This is a genomic window from Paenibacillus chartarius (assembly GCF_042432825.1).
Taxonomy (GTDB): Bacteria; Bacillota; Bacilli; order Paenibacillales; family NBRC-103111; genus Gordoniibacillus; species Gordoniibacillus chartarius.
Genome location: NZ_JBHLWN010000010.1, coordinates 1 through 19,546, shown reverse-complemented (window position 1 = coordinate 19,546; position 19,546 = coordinate 1). Strand labels below are relative to the sequence as shown.

Annotated in this window: 9 protein-coding genes and 1 pseudogene; 9 read left to right on the top strand and 1 reads right to left on the bottom strand. The window is 43.7% G+C overall.

From position 1 onward, the window contains the following. Positions 1 to 253: 253 nt before the first annotated feature. The 9 genes and pseudogenes from ACFFK0_RS01395 to ACFFK0_RS01355 all read left to right on the top strand — a co-directional run bounded on the left by ACFFK0_RS01395 (position 254) and on the right by ACFFK0_RS01355 (position 18,583). Positions 254 to 2,911: a DNRLRE domain-containing protein gene (locus tag ACFFK0_RS01395; protein WP_377467894.1), complete on the top strand. Its 2,658-nt coding sequence runs from the start codon at positions 254 to 256 to the stop codon at positions 2,909 to 2,911. A 220-nt stretch (positions 2,912 to 3,131) separates the two neighbouring features. Then, entirely contained in the window at positions 3,132 to 7,970 is a 4,839-nt protein-coding gene (locus tag ACFFK0_RS01390) for an RHS repeat domain-containing protein (RefSeq protein ID WP_377467892.1), read from the top strand. A gap of 232 nt (positions 7,971 to 8,202) precedes the next feature. Continuing rightward, positions 8,203 to 9,126 carry a hypothetical protein gene (locus ACFFK0_RS01385; protein WP_377467890.1) on the top strand — a complete coding sequence of 308 codons (924 nt, stop codon included), beginning with the start codon at positions 8,203 to 8,205 and terminating at the stop codon, positions 9,124 to 9,126. A gap of 141 nt (positions 9,127 to 9,267) precedes the next feature. After that, positions 9,268 to 10,086 (top strand): ADP-ribosylglycohydrolase family protein, encoded by an 819-nt coding sequence (locus ACFFK0_RS01380; protein WP_377467888.1) that lies wholly within the window; start codon positions 9,268 to 9,270, stop codon positions 10,084 to 10,086. Positions 10,087 to 10,678: 592 nt separating this feature from the next. Next, a pseudogene (locus tag ACFFK0_RS01375) lies at positions 10,679 to 12,248 on the top strand (IS1182 family transposase). A gap of 156 nt (positions 12,249 to 12,404) precedes the next feature. Further along, the gene (locus ACFFK0_RS01370; RefSeq protein WP_377467887.1) at positions 12,405 to 13,595 is read left to right on the top strand and encodes an aromatic acid exporter family protein; all 1,191 of its coding nucleotides are present in this window, start codon (positions 12,405 to 12,407) and stop codon (positions 13,593 to 13,595) included. A gap of 204 nt (positions 13,596 to 13,799) precedes the next feature. Then, complete coding sequence (locus tag ACFFK0_RS01365) at positions 13,800 to 17,630, top strand: S-layer protein (protein WP_377467886.1); 3,831 nt, start codon at positions 13,800 to 13,802, stop codon at positions 17,628 to 17,630. A gap of 316 nt (positions 17,631 to 17,946) precedes the next feature. Beyond that, positions 17,947 to 18,090 (top strand): hypothetical protein, encoded by a 144-nt coding sequence (locus ACFFK0_RS01360; RefSeq protein ID WP_377467885.1) that lies wholly within the window; start codon positions 17,947 to 17,949, stop codon positions 18,088 to 18,090. Between the two features lie 40 nt (positions 18,091 to 18,130). Then, on the top strand, positions 18,131 to 18,583 hold the full coding sequence (locus ACFFK0_RS01355; protein WP_377467884.1) for a VOC family protein: 453 nt from the start codon (positions 18,131 to 18,133) through the stop codon (positions 18,581 to 18,583). A gap of 96 nt (positions 18,584 to 18,679) precedes the next feature. On the opposite strand, the gene ACFFK0_RS01350 is transcribed toward ACFFK0_RS01355, so the two are convergent. Further along, positions 18,680 to 19,546, bottom strand: an 867-nt coding sequence (locus tag ACFFK0_RS01350; protein ID WP_377467882.1) for an MFS transporter, incomplete at its 5' end; no start/stop codon positions are given.

The following is a 19,546-nucleotide window of genomic DNA, read 5'->3' as shown; positions in this document are numbered from 1 at the left end:
TTTCCTCTTTTTTCATGCCGAAGAGACGGATACAACTGACTTAAATCACCGGACTTCTAGAGCATTTACTTTAATTGTTATCATTGCACTCCTATTCACATACCTACCACCTGCAGGGATTAACCAAGTATCTGCCTCGTCAACAGATGAACTCGAGAATTTTCCATTTGAACATGTTGACTTAAAGAGCGCAACGTCCAGTTCTACGTCACCGCCTAGGTTACATTCAAGCAAATTGAATGTGGTTGAGAGTGTGTACGACTCGGCAACCATCACAGATGATACATACAACCCATTAATAAATCTAGATTTGTTTAATGAAAAGGGCAGAACCGTGGTACGCGAGGCTTACGAGAAACGTACCAAGAACAGTAAACACTTCCTTATGTCAGACGGGTCATATAAAGCTGTAATTACTAAAGAAGATCTAAATTACATAGACGAGAATGGAAAATGGCAGACTATAGCTCCTCAATTAGTTGAAGAAGGTCAGTCTCTTCTGTCTAATTTAAATGAACAAACTAACAATTCAATAGACCCCGGATTAGTTTCTTCTTCCCTTTTGTCCAGCACTAATAAAGACAAGAAGAGACCTTTTTTTCGCGTTAAGCAAGTTCCGTATGATGCAATCATCTGGAGGGACTATAGTAAGGGATACTCCATAAAAAAAGAAGGAGATAACCTGACCTTTGTGCCTGTCGGAGCTAGATCTGTTGTTGGCTCGGTATACTCCAATAACGTTATTATGTTTGAGGATGCATGGCATGCGGTAGATGTTGAATTGAAGTTACTGAACACTGGTATTAAGGAAACTTTAATCTTAAAGGATGCATCTGCTAGCTCAAATTTTAGTTTTGAAATTACAGGTGCAATTAGTTCAGATCTTAAAACGAATCAACTGGTTTTGTGGCCTGCATGGTTAATTGATGCCAATGGTGTAACTAGAGATGTTTCCCAAACACTTCGTACTCAAGGCAAGAAAAAGTTTATCGATTTGAAAGCCAATTTGGAAGGCTTAAAGTTTCCAATTTATGTAGACCCCACCGTTACCATTGTATCAAACGATACGAACACTAAAGATGCGTTTGTTAATTCTAGCACTTTGGTCCAAGGTAATGGGGATTCATTTTATATTACTCGGGGGACTGTTCCTCAAAGGGAACGTGCTATGCTACAGTTTGATCTTTCAAGTATCCGTAGTGATAGTTCAATTTCATCCGCAGAAATTCAATTGTATAGGCATTGTTGTAATTTCGTTTCATCTGAGCCGATAAGTTTGTATCGTATAACTCAACCTTGGGACGAAAACGTAGTATGGGCGAATCAACCCGCGCATGACCCAGGTTCCTCTGCGGTTACATATGTATCGGATACTAGGTGGTATAGCTGGAACGTTACCTCTTGGGTACAACAATGGGTTGCAGGGAGCTACGTCAACAATGGGGTTAAAATGATAGGTGAGATTATCAATGGAAGTGATGGACGGTTTGGCTTCTATAGTTCGGAATATTATAACGCTTCGTACAGACCTAAATTGATAGTAACTTATAACGAACCCACTTCGATACCAACTGTCTTAACACCAACAAGCTCAACTCTTGTTGATGGAGTAACCAACATTGCGTGGACTGCTGCAGTAGACAGTGAAACCACACAGAATCTGATTAAATATCAAGTACAGCTTTCGACTAACAACGGGGCATCGTGGAGTGACCTTGTAGCACTGACAAATCCAGGACAAACCTCATTTACTTTTGATTTTACAAACACTGCAGAAACAAATACAGCTTATATCCGTGTACGGGGCTACGATGGTGGAATGTACGGCGGCTGGGGCCAATCACAGCTTTTCTCAATTAAACACAATCACGCACCCAATATACCTAGCAATCTTTCCCCTGGCGGAGCTTCATCAGCTACAGCACGACTTGTGGGCAGTACAACACCGACTTTAGCCTGGACGTTCAGCGACCCGGATGTAGGAAATATACAATCCGCATATAACGTAGTAATCAAGGACGCTTCCGGTTCAACACCAATCTATGATTCAGGATGGGTTCCGTCCACAAGCAACACCTTTACTGTTCCCGCTGGAAAATTAGTTCGAAATACGACTTACGCTTGGCAAGTGGGGTTAAAGGATAACAAGGGAGATATATCGCCCTACTCTGCTCTCAGTTATATCAAGATCAATAATATTCCAACTGTAACTTTAACAAAATACTCAGATAACCAATCAATCTCGGATAACATCCTGACATTCACATGGAGCTATGCTGACCAAGACGGGCAACCCCAGCAAAAATACCAAGTACTTGGTACACAGAATGACTGGGCAACGGTCAGCTACAATTCGGGTGAAGTTACTTCCCCTTCCGCTAGCCACACGACACCTGCTCTAGCAAGTGGAGTATGGAGCTTTAAGGTGCTTGTCAGTGACGGGATGGAGTGGTCGAGCGGAGCAGCAAGGAATAAGTTGACCCTACCCAATGCCTATGAACCTAATGACACCAATGCACAAGCCTTTACAATTAGTCCCCAACAAATATATGACTCTTTGATAACCTCGGCAACTGACATTGATTTTTTTAAGTTCACAGCTGCGACAAGTGGAATTAACCAGATATTACTAATCGTCCCAGCAGGGCTGAATTATGATGCACATATTTTTGACTCGAATATGAATTTGGTTGCCACGGGCTCTAAGGGAGCAGGCCTTTTTGAATATGTACTTTTTGAAGTAATGGCTGGAAAAAGCTATTATATTAAGATTTTTGGAGTAGGCGGGAATTTCAGTAATTCAGCAACATATTCTCTTATATTAAAAAATGTTACCATTCAGCAACAGACTACATACCAATATGACGCTAATGGAAACATCATCAGTAAGCAAGTGAGTCAGAGTAAGTGACAACGAAGTACTTCAAAAACTTTTACGGTACAGAGAACAGGTTCATTCCCAGTGTAAACAACATTAACAGAAATCTCACCGGAAGAAAGTGGACTCGTCAGTTATTTGAAAATATGTGATTGAGAGTAATCCAAGTCCTGCATGCAGGAGTGATGTTTCCCCTGCATGTAGGGTACCCCGAATTCGGTTCGCTCCTATTATTCAACAAGGAGGACTTTTCTTGCATAAACTTATACATCGAATCATTACATTAACTTTGCTCGTTACGATCATTTTCGGTTCCCTTCCTACTGCCTTTAGTAATCAGGTTTATGCCGCGGAAATGGAAAATCCCATTGTAGGTAACACTATTGCTGAGTCCCGGAGACAGCAGTTAAAAGAAATATATGCGATCTCTGAAAGTGATCTTCAGTCAAAACTCGATCAGGGCTATACCTTAGAAGAAATTGAAGCAGCATTACTAGATCGGAAAAGTACAGGAAATGACCTAGGAGCTAGTCTAGAAAAGATCAAGCCTCGCCCTGTCAACAACTCTAGAATTGCGAAGAGTACAATAACTAGTGATGTAGCTGCTAGCTCCTTTACCACGATGACAGCGACATCCGGTTCGATTCCCGACTATAGCTATGTCAACACAAAGCCTGATGAAGCTCCTTATACAGTAAGGCTCGACCAAGAAACGGTATCTACTCTCTCGGGATCTCTTTCCCTTCGTGTTGCCGATTTGTCCTTGCCTGGCCGCAATGGTCTGGGGTTCACCCTGTCGCGGATCTTTGACAGTGGATCTTCTCAATTCGACCAAATGGTGACCTATGGCGGTACTTCAAATGGCACGACTAAGCCAAAAGATGAGTCGATGTACCCAATCGGCAAGGGATGGTCATGGAACCTTTCCTACATCGAAACGAGTGGGGCGGACAAGTTTCTTCATTTAGCAGACTCCGGTGTATTTAAAATCGATAGCTCCAACAATCTTCTCGGTTATCCGTGGAAAGACCTTACTTTTGCTTCAGATACAACTGTCACCGTCGGTACAGCGACCTCCGCGTACTCCTTAAAATCTATTCAAGGCATATCGCAATATTTTGATGCCTCTGGACACTTGATTCAGATTAAAGATACATACAACAATACTATCCAGTTTACATGGTCTACCGATCCTACATACGGTACTGTGCTGACAAAAATTACAGATGCCATTAATAATGCTATCACCATCACGTATGGAACCCATAAGGTCGTTTTAACTAAAGGCTCCATGAACGTCACCTATTACAAAACGATCCAAAACGAAAAAGAATTACTGACACAGGTCATTGACCCGATTGGCCGAGCTACAACCTATGATTATGCGATTAAGGATGCATACTTTAATTTGCTCGGTACGACACCAACGACGAAGAACCCTTACGCACTGCTTACAGGTGTAATTCATCCAACTGGGGCAAAGACAGTTTACACTTATGAGTCGACACCTATTACACGTTATCTCGGCGAAAGATCCGTAAACCAGGTTTATCGTATCCAATCACGTGAAGAGCGAGTAACGTTAAGCAACGCTACGGTTCAAACGTATAACCATAAAGATATCACATATCCAAGTGGTGATATTGGAAGCTCCTATAATACAGATATCGATTTTACTGTAGCTGTCAGTGATGGACTAACGACTACTACCTTTACAAACCAGAAGGATTATATTGACGAGAACAATTCCCCTGTCTTTTATAACTTGAAGGTGGTCTCCCAGACTGTGCCCTATAACGGGGTGACATATACCAATACAACTGACTATTCGTACGATAGGGCAAGGAAATGGCCGGTACCGATTGCGACAAAGGTGACCAGATCGGCTTCCAATACCGGCAACACTTATGTCATCAACACAAGTACGACTTATGACGATTATGGGAATGTGACCAGCATGGTTAATCCCGATTTCATTACAACAGTTAACACGTATGACCCCATATCCCATTTACTGGTTGGGGTTAGTCAGCCTATATCTCAAACCCAGACAAGATATACGGAATACGTCCGGGATTCTATTCATGGGAGGATTACTGCTGTACGTGTCCGTGATGGTGGTATTACTGGGCCTATTTTGCAGGAAACCAAGAACACTGCATTCGACTCATATGGGAATGTCACCCAAATGCAGGTTTCCCGCGCTGCTGGTGTGTATACAACGGTACGAACGGATTTTAAAACAGATTCCCCTTACTTCGGAGCATTTCCGACACAACAAACGATTCAAGTGACCGATGCTGACTCAGTAACAAGCAACATCATAAAAAAGTTTGATTACAACTCGATGACTGGTGCGCTAATCAAGTATACGGACGCCAATACCAATGTGACGAACTACGAGTACGATACAATTGGGCGCTTGACAAAGGTCATTCATGCGGCGGATGGTTCATCAGCGGCTATCACGTATTTCGATTACTTGAATCAGATTCAAATGACAGATGAAACCGGGGTCCAAAGCCAAACAAGCTGGAATCCGGTTGGCTATAAAATACATTCCGGAACGATAGAAGGTGGACAATATAAGAATAAGATCACCTATGGGTATGACGGCTACGGTCGCTTAACAACAACGACAGATGCCCTTGGGAATACCACAACTTACGCCTACGATCAGTGGAGTAGACAGACTTCAGTAGGTTACGCGGATAGCAGCCCCAAAGATACGGTCGTACATGATGATATTGCCAATCCCAATACAAAGACCAATACAGACCCGGAAGGGTATACCATTAAAGAGTACTTAGACAGTCTCGGAAGAGTGACAAAGAAGGAAGAGACGAAGAAAGTCGGAACCGGTACTCAAACCAATACCCTGGCATCATTTACCTACGATTATGTCGGAAACGTGCTGACCACGACAGACTATGTCACGCCACAAAATGTGACTATATTTGGATACGATGTACTCAGTCGTCCAACCAGTGTGAAGAACGCGAAAAATGAGATTACTTCCTACAAGTATGACTTGATGGGGAACTTAACGACTATTGCATATCCAGATGGTACAATGAATGAAAAGAAATATGATGAAGTTGGGCGCCTTATCCAAGCTAGTGAAGTACCTATCGGTGGAAAGAATAACGTGGAAAAATCCTATTATGATGGAAACGGAAACCGAATAGGGCTGCGGGATCGCAATAACAACCACTTTAAGTACACTTATACGGGACGTAACTTTTTATGGAAGAAAGAAATCGTGGACGCTGCGGGCAATCCGATAGCTGGAGAAGAAACCATTGAGTTTAGTTATGATCAATCTGGAAGACGCAAATCCATGAAAGACATTACAGGGACGACTTTGTATGACTTCAGCCCAGCCAATGGTTCTTTAACAAAGGTGACATATCCGGATAAGCGAACCATTCAATACGATTATGATGCAGCAGGGAATCGTTCCTCGATGAATGATCCTTTTGGCATTAATACGTACTATCGCTATGATGCTCGGAATCGATTGGACACAGTCTCGGCCTCAATAGATTATACAAATGACTTTGACGCAAAATATAGCTATTACAACAATAACCTTTTAAAAAATATAAGACTTCGGAATGGTGTTACCTCTGATTATGCCTATGACGGCCTTCAAATTAATACTTTGCTACAAAAAAAGGGCAGTACAGTATTAAACAGCTTTGTTTACACTTATGACAATAACGGGAATCAAAAGACCAAGACGGAGAATGAAGCGACGTATACATTTGCTTACGACCCGTTGAACCGTATCGCATCATCCACACAGTTTAACGAAACGTATAACTACGATAACCGTGGAAATCGTTCGAGCATGACAACGAATACTCCATTTGAACGTCCTGATGCCACAACTACTTTTGATAAACGAGATCGTCTGACGAATGTAAGTGTTACCGGCGGAAGGAATGTCTCTTACAAGTACAACGGTGACGGGCTGCTTTGGGAACGAACGGAAAACGGGCAAACAACAAGGTATTACTGGGACGGTGACCAGGTTATAGCGGAGGCGACAGTTTCAGGTGGAGTCGCTACGCTTAAATCGCGATATATCCGCGGTAATGGGCTTGTTGCTCGCCAGGACAGTCAGGGAAAAGCATTTTATCTCCATAATGGTCAAGGCGATGTAGTGAATCTGATGGATAGCACGGGGAATACGAAGTTAAATTCGTATAGCTATGATATCTTCGGGAATATCGCGAGCCAGAGCGAGACCATTGCCCAACCATTCAAGTACAGCGCTGAGATGTGGGACGACACAACGAAGCTTCAGTATTTACGGGCTAGATGGTATGATCCAAGTGTGGGACGATTTATTAATGAGGATACATATGAAGGGCAGCTTAATAATCCTCTTACTCAAAATTTATATACTTATGCTGGAAATAATCCGTTAAGATACAACGACCCAAGTGGTCACTGTTTTATATGTCTAATATTTATAAGTTTGCCTGCAATCATATCAGCATCCAAAAATAGTATTGAATCTTCAAGTAGAGGTAATGAGTCTTCGTCAGAGTCTAGTTTAAGTTCAAGTTCATTCTCGTACATTAACACTTCCACATATGAATCAACAGTTGTTTCAGCAGAGTTGAGGGGGATTAAAAAACCCAAAATCAAACCAAAGAAAAAGAAAGATGATATCGACGACGATTGGATCACTTATTATCAAGTAACTTCAAAGGAGAATGCTAAATCCCTTGTAGATGCTACAAAAGATGGACAATCAACATATTTGCGCCCTTTAGAAGATACTAATGGAAATTCACAACCTGCACATATTTATGTTTTTGGTAAATTGCCTACTAAAAAGCAGGGTGAGTATATAGGGGCAAGGTCATATGAAACAGTTATTGAACTTCAAATACATGAATCAATTTCATTTGAAAGTGATGATTCACTTAAAACAGACGAAGCGCAATGGAATATTGTAAAAGATGCTGAGCCATTAAGAACTACGCTCAAAGTTAACAGTCTGGAGATCAGAAACGTAAATGAAGTTAATTTCAAAAGCGAAGTAGTATGGTGGAATCCATTTACTTGGTTTAAATAATGTATAATTCCTTTTGACAAAAAGTTTCAGCTCGTACATTATAATTAGTTGTATTTCTAAACAATGAACTAGCGAAGCGACTTTACAGGGGAATTCTGTAGGTTGATTTTCTTGTACAAGTTCAACGTCACGAAAGTTCTCCATAGGAAGTTAGCCAGAACATCGGCTACTCCATGTGAAGTCGCTTTTTATCCTTCTTTTTGTTTCAAGTGAAAGCCACAGGAGGACTGCTATGAACGAATTGAAATTAGTGAACGTATCCGCTCAACTGTATGCTAAATTACCAAACAGAAAATCTATGCTAGATCATGTTAATAACTTTTCGTATACATTTAGTGGTGGGAAAATCTATAAATTGGTGGGGGAATTTGGGGATGGTGGAGCTTCTATTTCATATTTAATAACTGGAAATATAAGTGATGTTAGTGGTATCGCGTTCAATAATAGAACTGTAGATATACGAGATCTGAAAAGGATTTGTTCCTTGCTAGACGACAACATCTCAAAAAATATTAATATTTTCATGAGAAATACACCAGTAATTAAATTATTGCAAGATGAGATTAAAAAAAAGAACAGTCCTGTAAGTGATGTAAACAAGATTTTAGAGATATTTGGCTTGTCTAATGAAAGAGTACAAAGACCGATATCCAAGATGGGGGAAGAGAGGTATAGGGCTTCATTAGCGATAGATTATGTTCAAGGAAAATTAATTTTCTGTTTTCCTTGGTACAACAGTACCTTTTTAAGAGGATACGTTTTAAATGAGAAATTGATAAGTGTTTTAAAATTTTTAAGAGAACAAGGTTTTATAATTATTATTCCTTGTTCCGAATACGATCCATTCATACCTTTTTCCGATGAGAGGTTATATTTAAAATACTGGAGCTTTAAAGAAACTTTAAAAGAATCAATTAAAGACAATCTCCCTAAACTAACTATCCAGCAAAAAAAAATGGAAGATAACTTGGAGCAGTTTATTATTAAATGTATTGAATATATGAAGTTCAACAATATTGTTGATAAGGAGGATTTCATCCAAGATATATACTATTTATCCGATAGATTTTTGCTAAATAAAGTAACTGAACACCAGGTGAAAAAACTGATAGATAGTTTATATCAATTTTATATTGAAAAATCCGGAATTATTTAATAAGCAAGTACAAGAGTGAGTAGAATTTTATTTTCTTTGAGAGGGATGGAAAATGGACATGATAAATGTGCCTCCATCAATTTCGCAGTTTAAGAGATTGAGTCTATGGACTGTAACTGTGTTCTCCAGTGGAGGTGGCTAATGTTAGGGGCAGTTGTTGGAGACGTAATTGGTTCCGTATTCGAATGGCATAACAATAAATCTACTGATATTAAATTATTCGACAGATTTACTAGATTTACAGATGATACTGTATTGACAATAGCTATAGCTGATGCTGTCCTAAGTAAAAAGAAGAATAGTAACTGGTTGATTGATTATTATTATGGCCAAAAGTTGTATGCCAATAAACTACGTCAGTATGCCAAGTGGTACCCAGGTGTTGGTTACGGACAGAAGTTTGAGGAATGGGTAGCAAATAATAGTTCCAAGGGATATCGAAGTTATGGAAACGGATCAGCGATGAGAGTCAGTCCTATTGGTTTTGCCTATGATTCATTAGAAGAAGTGTTGCGTGAATCAAAACGGTCTGCTTTAGTAACACATAATCATAAACAAGGTATCGTTGGGGCTCAAGCTGTGGCTTGTGCGGTCTTCTTAGCTAGAAAAAATCACTCAAAGACTGAAATACAAGATTTCATTATGGACAAATTTAGATACAATCTCAATCAAAAACTCGATGAAATTCGGCCTAAGTATGCGTTTGACTCTAGTTGTCAAGGGTCTGTTCCACAAGCAATAATTGCTTTTCTAGAATCATCCAATTTTGAAGATGCAATCAGAAAAGCTATCTCTATTGGTGGGGATAGTGATACAATAGCATGCATCACAGGTGGTATAGCACAAGCTTTTTATAAGCGGATACCTAATAACCTAGTCTCTGAAGTTATGTTAAGGCTCGATTATAAATTAAAGGAGATAATTGCTTTATTCAATACTAAGTACAATATAAAACATTAAAATTAACCACTTTGTAGGGAAAACGTTCTTCGTAAGAAAGCTCAAGTAGAAAGTAACAAAATAATAAAGCTATATTATATCAAACCACGAAAGTGAAAATTTCATTAATGTTTCCGAAAGATTTCTGCTCGTCAGACGAGAGTTGGTTGTGGCCATTTAGTTACAGATAAACATCTTTATGAGGACACATGCGATCCCGCGGCGGTTATTTATTTGAGTCGCACCTACACTCATTTTGGGAGATAAGATTGCAGGCTAAGCTTTCTGCTAACAATTATAGTCGGTAATTTATACATTTCGAGTAAGCTTTTCATGTTGTGTGATAGTACTGGCCAGTGACGTCCAAGGTGAGCGTTTCGCGATTCTAACCCAATATAACAGTCTCTAACTATATGACTCTTTCACTTTGACAGGGTGGGGGTCGCTGGTTCGAACCCAGTCCGAGTCATTATTCTTATCATGAGAAGAGGCTGTCCCAGAAGTCATCGTAGATGACTGAGGACAGCCTCTCTTTTCATTTTATACAACAAAAAGAAACCGTTCCTTGGTAAAATGGAAGTACCACCCACCATTTACGAAAGGAACGGTTTCTTTGTACATTCAATATACCATGGAGCAACTTTGCTTGCCAATGGATTTAGAGGAAGACATTCCTGCTAATCACCTCGTTCGAGTCATTAACGCCGCAGTTAACCGCCTCGACGACGCCATCTTCAACGCGGCTTACCCCGGAGGCGGACGCGACAGCTATCACCCCAAGATGCTCACCAAAATCATCATCTACGCTTACACGCAGCGCATCTACTCCTCACGTCAGATCGCCAAGGCCGTACGCGAGAACATCATGTTCATGTGGATCGCTGGCAGACAACGACCGGACTTCCGCACCATCAACCGGTTTCGCTCGGAGCGAATGAAAAATGTACTGGAGACCGTGTTTACTGCAGTTCTTCAATTCTTGGTTGAAGAGAACTACGTGCAGCTGGAACACTACTTTGTGGACGGCACCAAGATCGAGGCCAATGCCAATCGATATACATTTGTTTGGGGAAAGGCTGTCGTGAAGCAGAAAGCCAAGCTTCAGGAGAAAGTGCAGACCTTGTTCGCCACCATTGAGGAAACCGAAAAGCAAGAAGATAGAGTGCATGGCGGTCAGGATCTTCTAGAACTAGGCGAATCCTCCACCATCACTAGTGAAAAACTGGAGCATGCTGTCAAGCAATTGGAAGAGCGCCTGCAGGAGAAGCTCAAAGACAAGCCGCTAAAGAAAGCGGTGCGCGCACTCCGCAAGGACCTGCTTCCTCGGCTCTCAAAAGTACGAGACTCAAGAAGCGATTTTAGGCACTCGGAACAGCTACAGCAAAACGGACCATGACGCCACCTTCATGCGAATGAAAGAAGACCACATGCGCAACGGCCAGCTCAAGCCAGGCTACAATGTGCAGATCGGTACCGAAAATCAATTCGTTGTCGGTTACAGTGTTCACCAGCGGCCTACCGATACGCGCTGCCTTATTCCTCATCTCGAAAAAGTAAAATCACAGTTAGGCAAGCTGCCAAGCACGGTCATCACCGATGCGGGCTATGGCGGCGAAGAGAATTATGACTACTTAGAACAAAACGAAATCAAAGCCATCGTCAAGTACAGCACGTATCACCGTGAAAAAAGCAAGGCATGGCAAAAGGACATTAGCAAGATCGACAACTGGACCTATAACAGTGAGCAAGATACATGGACATGCGCAGCGGGGCAATCGCACTATTTCCACAGAGTGAGTAAGGAGAAGACGGAAAGCGGGTATGAAATCGAGTACCGTCATTACCGAAGCGCCAGCTGTGAAGATTGTCCGTTAAAGCTGCAGTGCACGAAAGCCCAGGGCAATTGCGAAGTAAAGGTCAGCATGAAGTATTTACGGCTAAAGAACAAAGCCGGTGAAAAACTCCGGAGTGAAAAAGGATATGCACTGGCAGTGCGGCGCATGATTGAGCCGGAGCCTGTATTTGGTGATATGAAGAATAATCGAGGATTCAAACGGTTCCTGCTTCGAGGCTTACCGAAAGTAAGTCTAGAGGTCGGGTGGCTTTCCCTTGCCCATAATCTGATTAAGAAGGCTGCGGTGGACGCCAAAAACCAAGGAGCTAAGCGAGAACAAGCCGCTTAGCTTCTTGGTTTATTCCGAATATCTACTTATTATCTTGTTGAGGGTGTTCTAAAAGCTGCTTTTGGGATAGCCTCTTTCGCTATGCTCGCACCTGTTTCGTCATAAAAGGGTTGGTAGTGTTATATAACATTACATACAACGATTGGGGGGATCGGCGTGATTGGTGCGAGGGTAGTGAATACTTGCTGTGCGGTGACGATCTCTATTTTGATTGCTAAGAGCTTGCATTTAAATGCCTACCACTTTGCCGGAATCGTTGCTGTGTTGTCCGTGCAGCCTTCGCTGTATCGATCCTTACGAAAGGGCATACAGCAAATGGCGAGTGCGGTAGTAGGAGCGGTATTCGGGGCAGCGGCTTTATTCACCATTGGCGGATCTTCTCTTTCCATGGGGCTTATCGCCTTCCTATTGATGGTGTTCCATGTTCGTATTCGATGGACGAATTCTTTGTTGGTAGCGGTCGTCATTGCTATCAATACAATGGGTACGACCGGTCTGTCATTTTGGGAGGCGGCGTTTCATCAAATTGCCTTGGTTCTCATTGGAACAGGAGCGGGAACGTTGATCAATTTGGTGCAAAGGCCTAAGCATGATAAAAGAGCGAATGCCATATTGAGTCAAGCGGAAGGAATGCTGAGAGTTCTCCTTCATTATATGTTGATCGATATCGAACGCAAACAAATATCCCCCTATTCGTTTATGAAGGATCAAATTGATGAAATTGAAAATTTTATCCGAAAAGGAAAAGAAGTATCCAATCTGATGATTGAAGACCGTAAATTTCGGAAAAAGCCGATGAAAAATACGTTGAGCATTTTTCAATCGTTCGAAAGCATGCTGGAACAAATCCGCCATATGACAAAGGCTCTTGCGGATGGCGAGTTCCCGAAACATGAGGTTGATTTTGCCGGAAAATCGCTTGCGCTGCTCATCAAAATCCAGGAAACCATTATTCATGGCAGACGATTACGCCTTTCTTTGTTCAAGCGGGTTCTCGATCGGAAAAGAAATCAAATGTGGAAAGCGATGGAAGACTCTGAAGCATTCTATCATTTCTATGGATATGTGAAAGAATATGTGAACGAGCTGGAAGCCTTCCTATGGGAACAGACAGGGATCATCAAGAAGCGATTAACCTATACGTCTGTGGATCGTCCCGGCTTAATTGCCGAAATTTCCGGCATTCTTGTCAAGCATAGCTTCAACATTACGAATATTTCTATACGTGTTAACGGTAAGTTTGCTACAACGACGATGGAGATCACTTGTGAAGATAGCATGGTGGACGATGGCTTCGTAAACGAATTGTTAAGCTTACCTCATGTACTCTCGGTTGAATATCGATGAACGGGGAGGGGTCCGGCCTATCCTGAGCATCCGAAAGGACTGGCCGGGTCCAATAGCCGAAGAAGTAAAAATAACACCGAAATGAGTCATAATCGCGTTATGTACGGTGCTTTTTGGATTGATATGATGAAGTCGGAATGGAAGTGATATTTTTACAAATGAAAGCGGTTTAAAGACGGCGAATCAACGAAAGGAAGTGTATGGATGGTGAATTTCAGGAAACGGTTGAGAAAGACGATCGGCTATGTATGTGCTGCCTCTATGGTATTCGGGTGTGCTGCCGTTATGGCTCCCAAAGAAGCGAATGCTGAAGAAATCGTAAAAACGATTACGATCGACGGAAACAACGTAGATCCGTACAACCGGTTTAAAGGCTTTGGAACGGTTACTGCAAACAATACGTCCCGGCTGCTGTTAGATTACAAGGAAGAGAACCCGAAGGCGTATTGGGAAATCATGAATAAGCTGTTTAATAAACATACGGGGGCAGGCTTAACGCACGTGAAAGTGGAGTTAGGGGCCGATGTGAATTCATCTTCAGGCACGGAACCCGCAACGATGCGCTATGCAGATGAGCCGGCAAACGTGCTTCGGGGAGCGGGCTTCCAATTCGCAGCCGACGCCAAGTCGATCAACCCTGATATTACGACAGAAATTTTGCGCTGGGGCGAACCCCGCTGGACCTGGAACGGCGCGGCGACCGGCGAATACGAGAACCGCTACCAGTGGTACAAACAAACGATCGATGCCGTGTATCAGGAGTATGGTTTCAGACTCGACTATGTTGGAATCTCCCAAAATGAAAGAGCTCAAAACAATAACGGCAGGAACGAAGTGGAATGGCTAAAATATTTTACTGCGAAAATCAAAGCGGAGCCCAATTACGATACCGACTATAAGCACATCAAGCTTGTAGCTGCGGACGGCTATCGGGATACGTCCACCATCAGCCGCACACTGCTGCAAAATCCGGATTTGCTTGATGAAATTGACGTGATCAGCTCCCATTACGGCTTGACCGGCTCCAACGAGCTGACGCAGTTGCAAAATAAGCTGATCGCCGAAGGCAAGCAGCCCAAGGAGGTTTGGGTGTCCGAAGGGATCGCCCCTATGATCAATGCCCGTTACCGTCAAAATATGGAACCGCAATATCAGGGGCTTGGCGGCAAAGCCGGGATTGTCGATGTCACTTCGCGGATCATTTCCGTTTATTCCTGGACAGGGGCAGGCGCAAACCCGCTGAAAGCGGTGTCGTTCGATTTTCAGCCTTCCGCTGCCGCCTTCTATGAAGGCTCTGCCTACAATCCGAAGCACCTGATTAGCGCATACGACCCTTGGTCCGGATTTTATGAAGCGGATGGCGGTTTGCAGGGCGTTCGTCACGTGATGAACTTCGTCGGGTACGATGATCACACCACACCTGAAAACGAGCGCTGGATGTATGTGAACGATGCGACCTTCAGTGATGGAGCTTTCTTCGACGGCGGCGTCGATGTCGATACGAGCACTCACAATTATATGACGTTAAAAGATCCGAAGACGAACGACTATACGACCGTTTTTGCCAATAATACGAAGTCGACGCGTAAATATAAGCTTCATGCGCAAAACTTGCACGGAAAAGAAAACGCTCCGGTGTATATGTGGGAAACGCGCGGAGCGGATCCGGGGCAGCAGGTTGATGCGAACTGGCTGAAACACATCGCTACGATCACGCCGCAAGACGGTGTATATGAAGTTGAAGTGAAGCCGTATTCGATTGTGACGATTACAACATTAGATAAGGAATCTCAAGTGAAAGGCTTTGAATATGAGTCGCAGCCGGCCGATCTCTCGAAGGACACGATACTTCCTCTGCCGTATAAAGATGATTTTGAATACGATAAATACCGAGTTGACGGTAAAGGCCGGGATTATGTAGAACGCCGGGGAGGGACTCCGCGTTATACGACGGATCAGAACGGCGCTTTTGAAGTTGTAAAGAAGGCGACGAAGCCGCTGGCTCCCGGAAGCGCGGCACGTACGGAGCTGGACATTCCGGATGCCAAGGCTCATGGGAATATGCTGCAGCAGATGATCACTCCAGACATCATTGGGGCGGAATGGGCCGTTTGGGGCGGTAAAGACGAAGCAGCGTCCGGCAGCAACCCGACCACCACGTTAGGCGATCATCGCTGGGTGAATTATAAAGCGTCGTATGACTTTTTACTCGATACGCATACACCGGAAGCAGCGGACCGCAGCAATTATGCCTTGATCGGGGTACGGCAGGTGAAGGCGGGCGGAGCCGATTCCCATGCGCCATACAATGCCAGGGTATACTCGAATGGCAATTACGAATTGATTAAGCTTGGGAAGGTGGTCAGCAGCGGGACGATCGCGGGGTTCGATAACAAGGCTTGGCATAATCTAGCCCTTGAGGCGAAAGAGAATGTATTTACGCTGTATGTGGACGGAGCGGAAATCGCCTCGTATACCGATCCGGAGCGGGCGGTAATGGCCGGCAGAGTGACGTTAGGTTCCGGCTATTACGAAACGCTGATCGATAATTTACGGGTGGATCCGATCCAAGGATACGCCTATGAATCGGATAAGTACGATAGTGCGCAGGGCAAGAAGTTCGATACGGAATCCGAAGCAATGAACAATGGGGACTCTTTGAATCCTATCGGGTATGTGGGCAAATGGAGCTATACGCAAGCAGGATATGCACACTTTAACCGTACGCAGATGACGGCCCAGACGGATGTTCCGGTTTGGAACGGGGTGACGGTAGGCTTTAAGGATTCCACGAAGGTACCGGGGACCTTGAACAAAGTATTTTATACCGGCAGCTGGTCTTCCAACAGTGCAAATACTTGGGCGTCCACCGGCGCTTCCTTGGAAATCGCTTTTAAGGGAACGGAGATCCGGCTGTTCGGGGAAACGAATCCGTCGAACGGCAAAGCGGATGTGTATTTGGACGGAGCATTAGTCGGCGAAGCGAATTACTTAAACAACAGCTCTGTTACTCAAGTGGTCTGGTCGGCGGGCAATCTGGAGGATACCCGGCACACGCTTAAAGTTGTTGCCAAAGAAAGATATATCAGCTTTACGAAAGCGGAGATCGAAACGACCGACCCGGTATTGGCAGTCAAAACATTAGGACCGAAGGATATTGTCAAAATCACGGACGAAGCTCAAGCAGGGAGTGTCACGCAGGTCGTTTATGCCGACGAAACGACTGTAACGGATACGGTATATGCCTACAGAAAAAACGGGAACGTCTGGGGCTCCAACGATACGAATGCTTGGGCGCATTTTAACGACGATCCGTATGTGCTCATTGTGTTCACGGGTACAGGAATCGATTACTTGGCCGGAACCGGTGTGAAATCGCAGTATCGCTTCGAGCTCGACGGGGCGGAAGCGGGCAATTACAACGTCAATCCGGACGGTATCATGTATTCGGTCAGAGGCTTGGAGGAGAAGCCTCATATTCTGAAAGTTTCGCTTGGCAATAATGTAAGGCAAGAGGACTATATGGATTACCGGGGCGTCCACATTTACAGCACGCCTAAACCGGTTAGCCCAACGAGCAGTATGATTTTCCATTTCGAAGGTACGGGCTTGAATTTGTTCGGAGCGACTCCGGATGCACTCATTGACGTGTATATTGATGGGATTTTAGTTGATGAGAATTATAGAGTGGATGCGAAAGGGGATCGTCAGACCTCTTATAGCCTGCGGGGACTTCACAATACCCGGCACACAGCGAAAGTCGTCATTAAAGGCGGTACATTCGTGTTGGACGGTATTGATGTCATTACAGGCGTAAACAAAGGTGAAGTCCATAAAGCGGAATTGCAGCAATTGTATGATGCTAATCAAGGCAAAGAGCAACAGCGCTACACCAAGGAAAGCTGGAAGGTGTTCCATAAAGCGCTGCAGCATGCGAAGCAGGTGCTGCACAATCCGCAGTCGACAACCGATGAAGTGGCTGAGGCAACCATTGCGTTAAGGGCAGCTGTAGAAGGGTTGATCGAAGTACGGTAGGTAGAATGAGCAAGTTCCGCAGCAAAGTGGATCGGTCAGACGAGAAGGAGTCACGAAGGTTTAACTAACCATAATCGATAGTGGATCCTATGTGTAGGTTAACATAGGTGATCCACTATTTTTTTATTTCGTAAAGCTAGTATACATCGCGCTTTCCGAGAAACTCATATGTCCTTTACGCAGACAATAATCGAGGTACTAGTCAAATATTGTACTGTAATCATTGTTTAAAAATGATTACACTCATGATACATGAAGTGTTTAAGATGTTGGACTGAATAACCTTTTGCATCTTTAGAGGAAGGAGTCCTCTGTTATGAAAACATTTTTGTTGATTTTAGCATTCATAGTTTTTGGCGGGATTATATTTTATTTGGTAGTTTACTTAGCATTTCTTAACGCTGTTTTAGGGCTTGGGGGCTATAACATTTTAGATTTCGTTTTGGAAAATTTTAGGTAACGTCGACTCTATTCAAGTCATTGTATCGGGGGAGAATTTTATGCTCACATCACTTGAACATGTTCAAATTCCTGTGAAGCAAATGGATCGGGCGATTTTATGGTACACCGAACAGTTAGGGTTTCGATTAAGCAGCCGCGATGGAGAGCGTATTGCATTCCTTACCTTGCCGGAAGGCCCAATCCTTATGCTATGGCAGACAAGCGACGATGGGACTAATGCACATTATACTGTCAATGGAACAGATTTTCCTGTTTTATTATTTCGAACGACACGGTTACACGAACTCTATAAAAACTTGACCCTCTTAGGTACCCCGATTCAACTGTATCAAAATGACGGATTCGCATGGGTACTCAAATTTTATGATACAGAAGGAAATCTATGGGGTGTTTTGCAATTTAATCAACCAGATGATAACGAGAAGTCTACAACGAATAATGGAGGAAAGGACAGCAGTAAGGCTAATTCTGTGATAGATAAATCGAAATAATGGAAGTTGAAATTAATCTTGCAAAAAAAGAGCCAGGGAGCGGATCGCCACGCGGCAGATGCTCCCTGGTTTCGATTGTCGACACTCCGTAGTTTACTACCGGGTTTGGAGCACGGCCTTTATAGATTTTCGTTTGGCGGCTGTAGCCGCGAACTGAACAATGATCATCAGGATCAAGATGACCAGCATTCCAAGGATAGCGGAGACAAAGCTGTTGGTAGCATCGTGGATTCTGCCAATGAGGATGGGGCCGGCAGCGCCGATGACATAACCGGCCGATTGCACCATGGCCGACCACGAAGCCGTATCCTGGGCGTTGGTCGTTGCGTCAATTGGAAGAAGCAGGTTCAAGGAGAACAAACCTCCTGCGCCGATCCCGATAAACGAAGCGGCAACCGATGGCTCAACCTTCAGTATCAATAACAAGAGTCCGATGAACTCTATCAAGGAAGATGCGACTAGCCACAACCGGCGGGACGGGAACCTTTTGAGCAGGAGGGGCACTAGCAAGCTTACCGGAATTTGAATGACGACAAATAAGGTTAAGGATGTCACCGAATAGCTTTTCGAATAGCCCATACCTTGGATGATTTGAGGCAACCAGGCAGTATACGAGTAGAACAGCATCGCCATCAGCCCGAAGGATAACGTCAGAGTCCAAGCTTTGCCGTTTCCCCAAGGCAGGTTGGTGTTCGCCGTTCCCGCTTCAGGAGTCGGATCTGCAGCATTGGGACGAACCATCAACCACCAAAGAACGGCGGCAACTACGGCTATGACAGCCCAAAAGGCCAAAGAATATTGCCAGGAATCAAAGCTGATCTGCAACGGCGTGGACAACGCCGAGCCGGATGCAGCCCCCAAAGTAAGGGCGACGGTATATACGGCGATCATAGATGGAACTTGTTTAGAAGTCCGGTGATTTAAGTCAGTTGTATCCGTCTCTTCGGCATGAAAAAAGAGGAA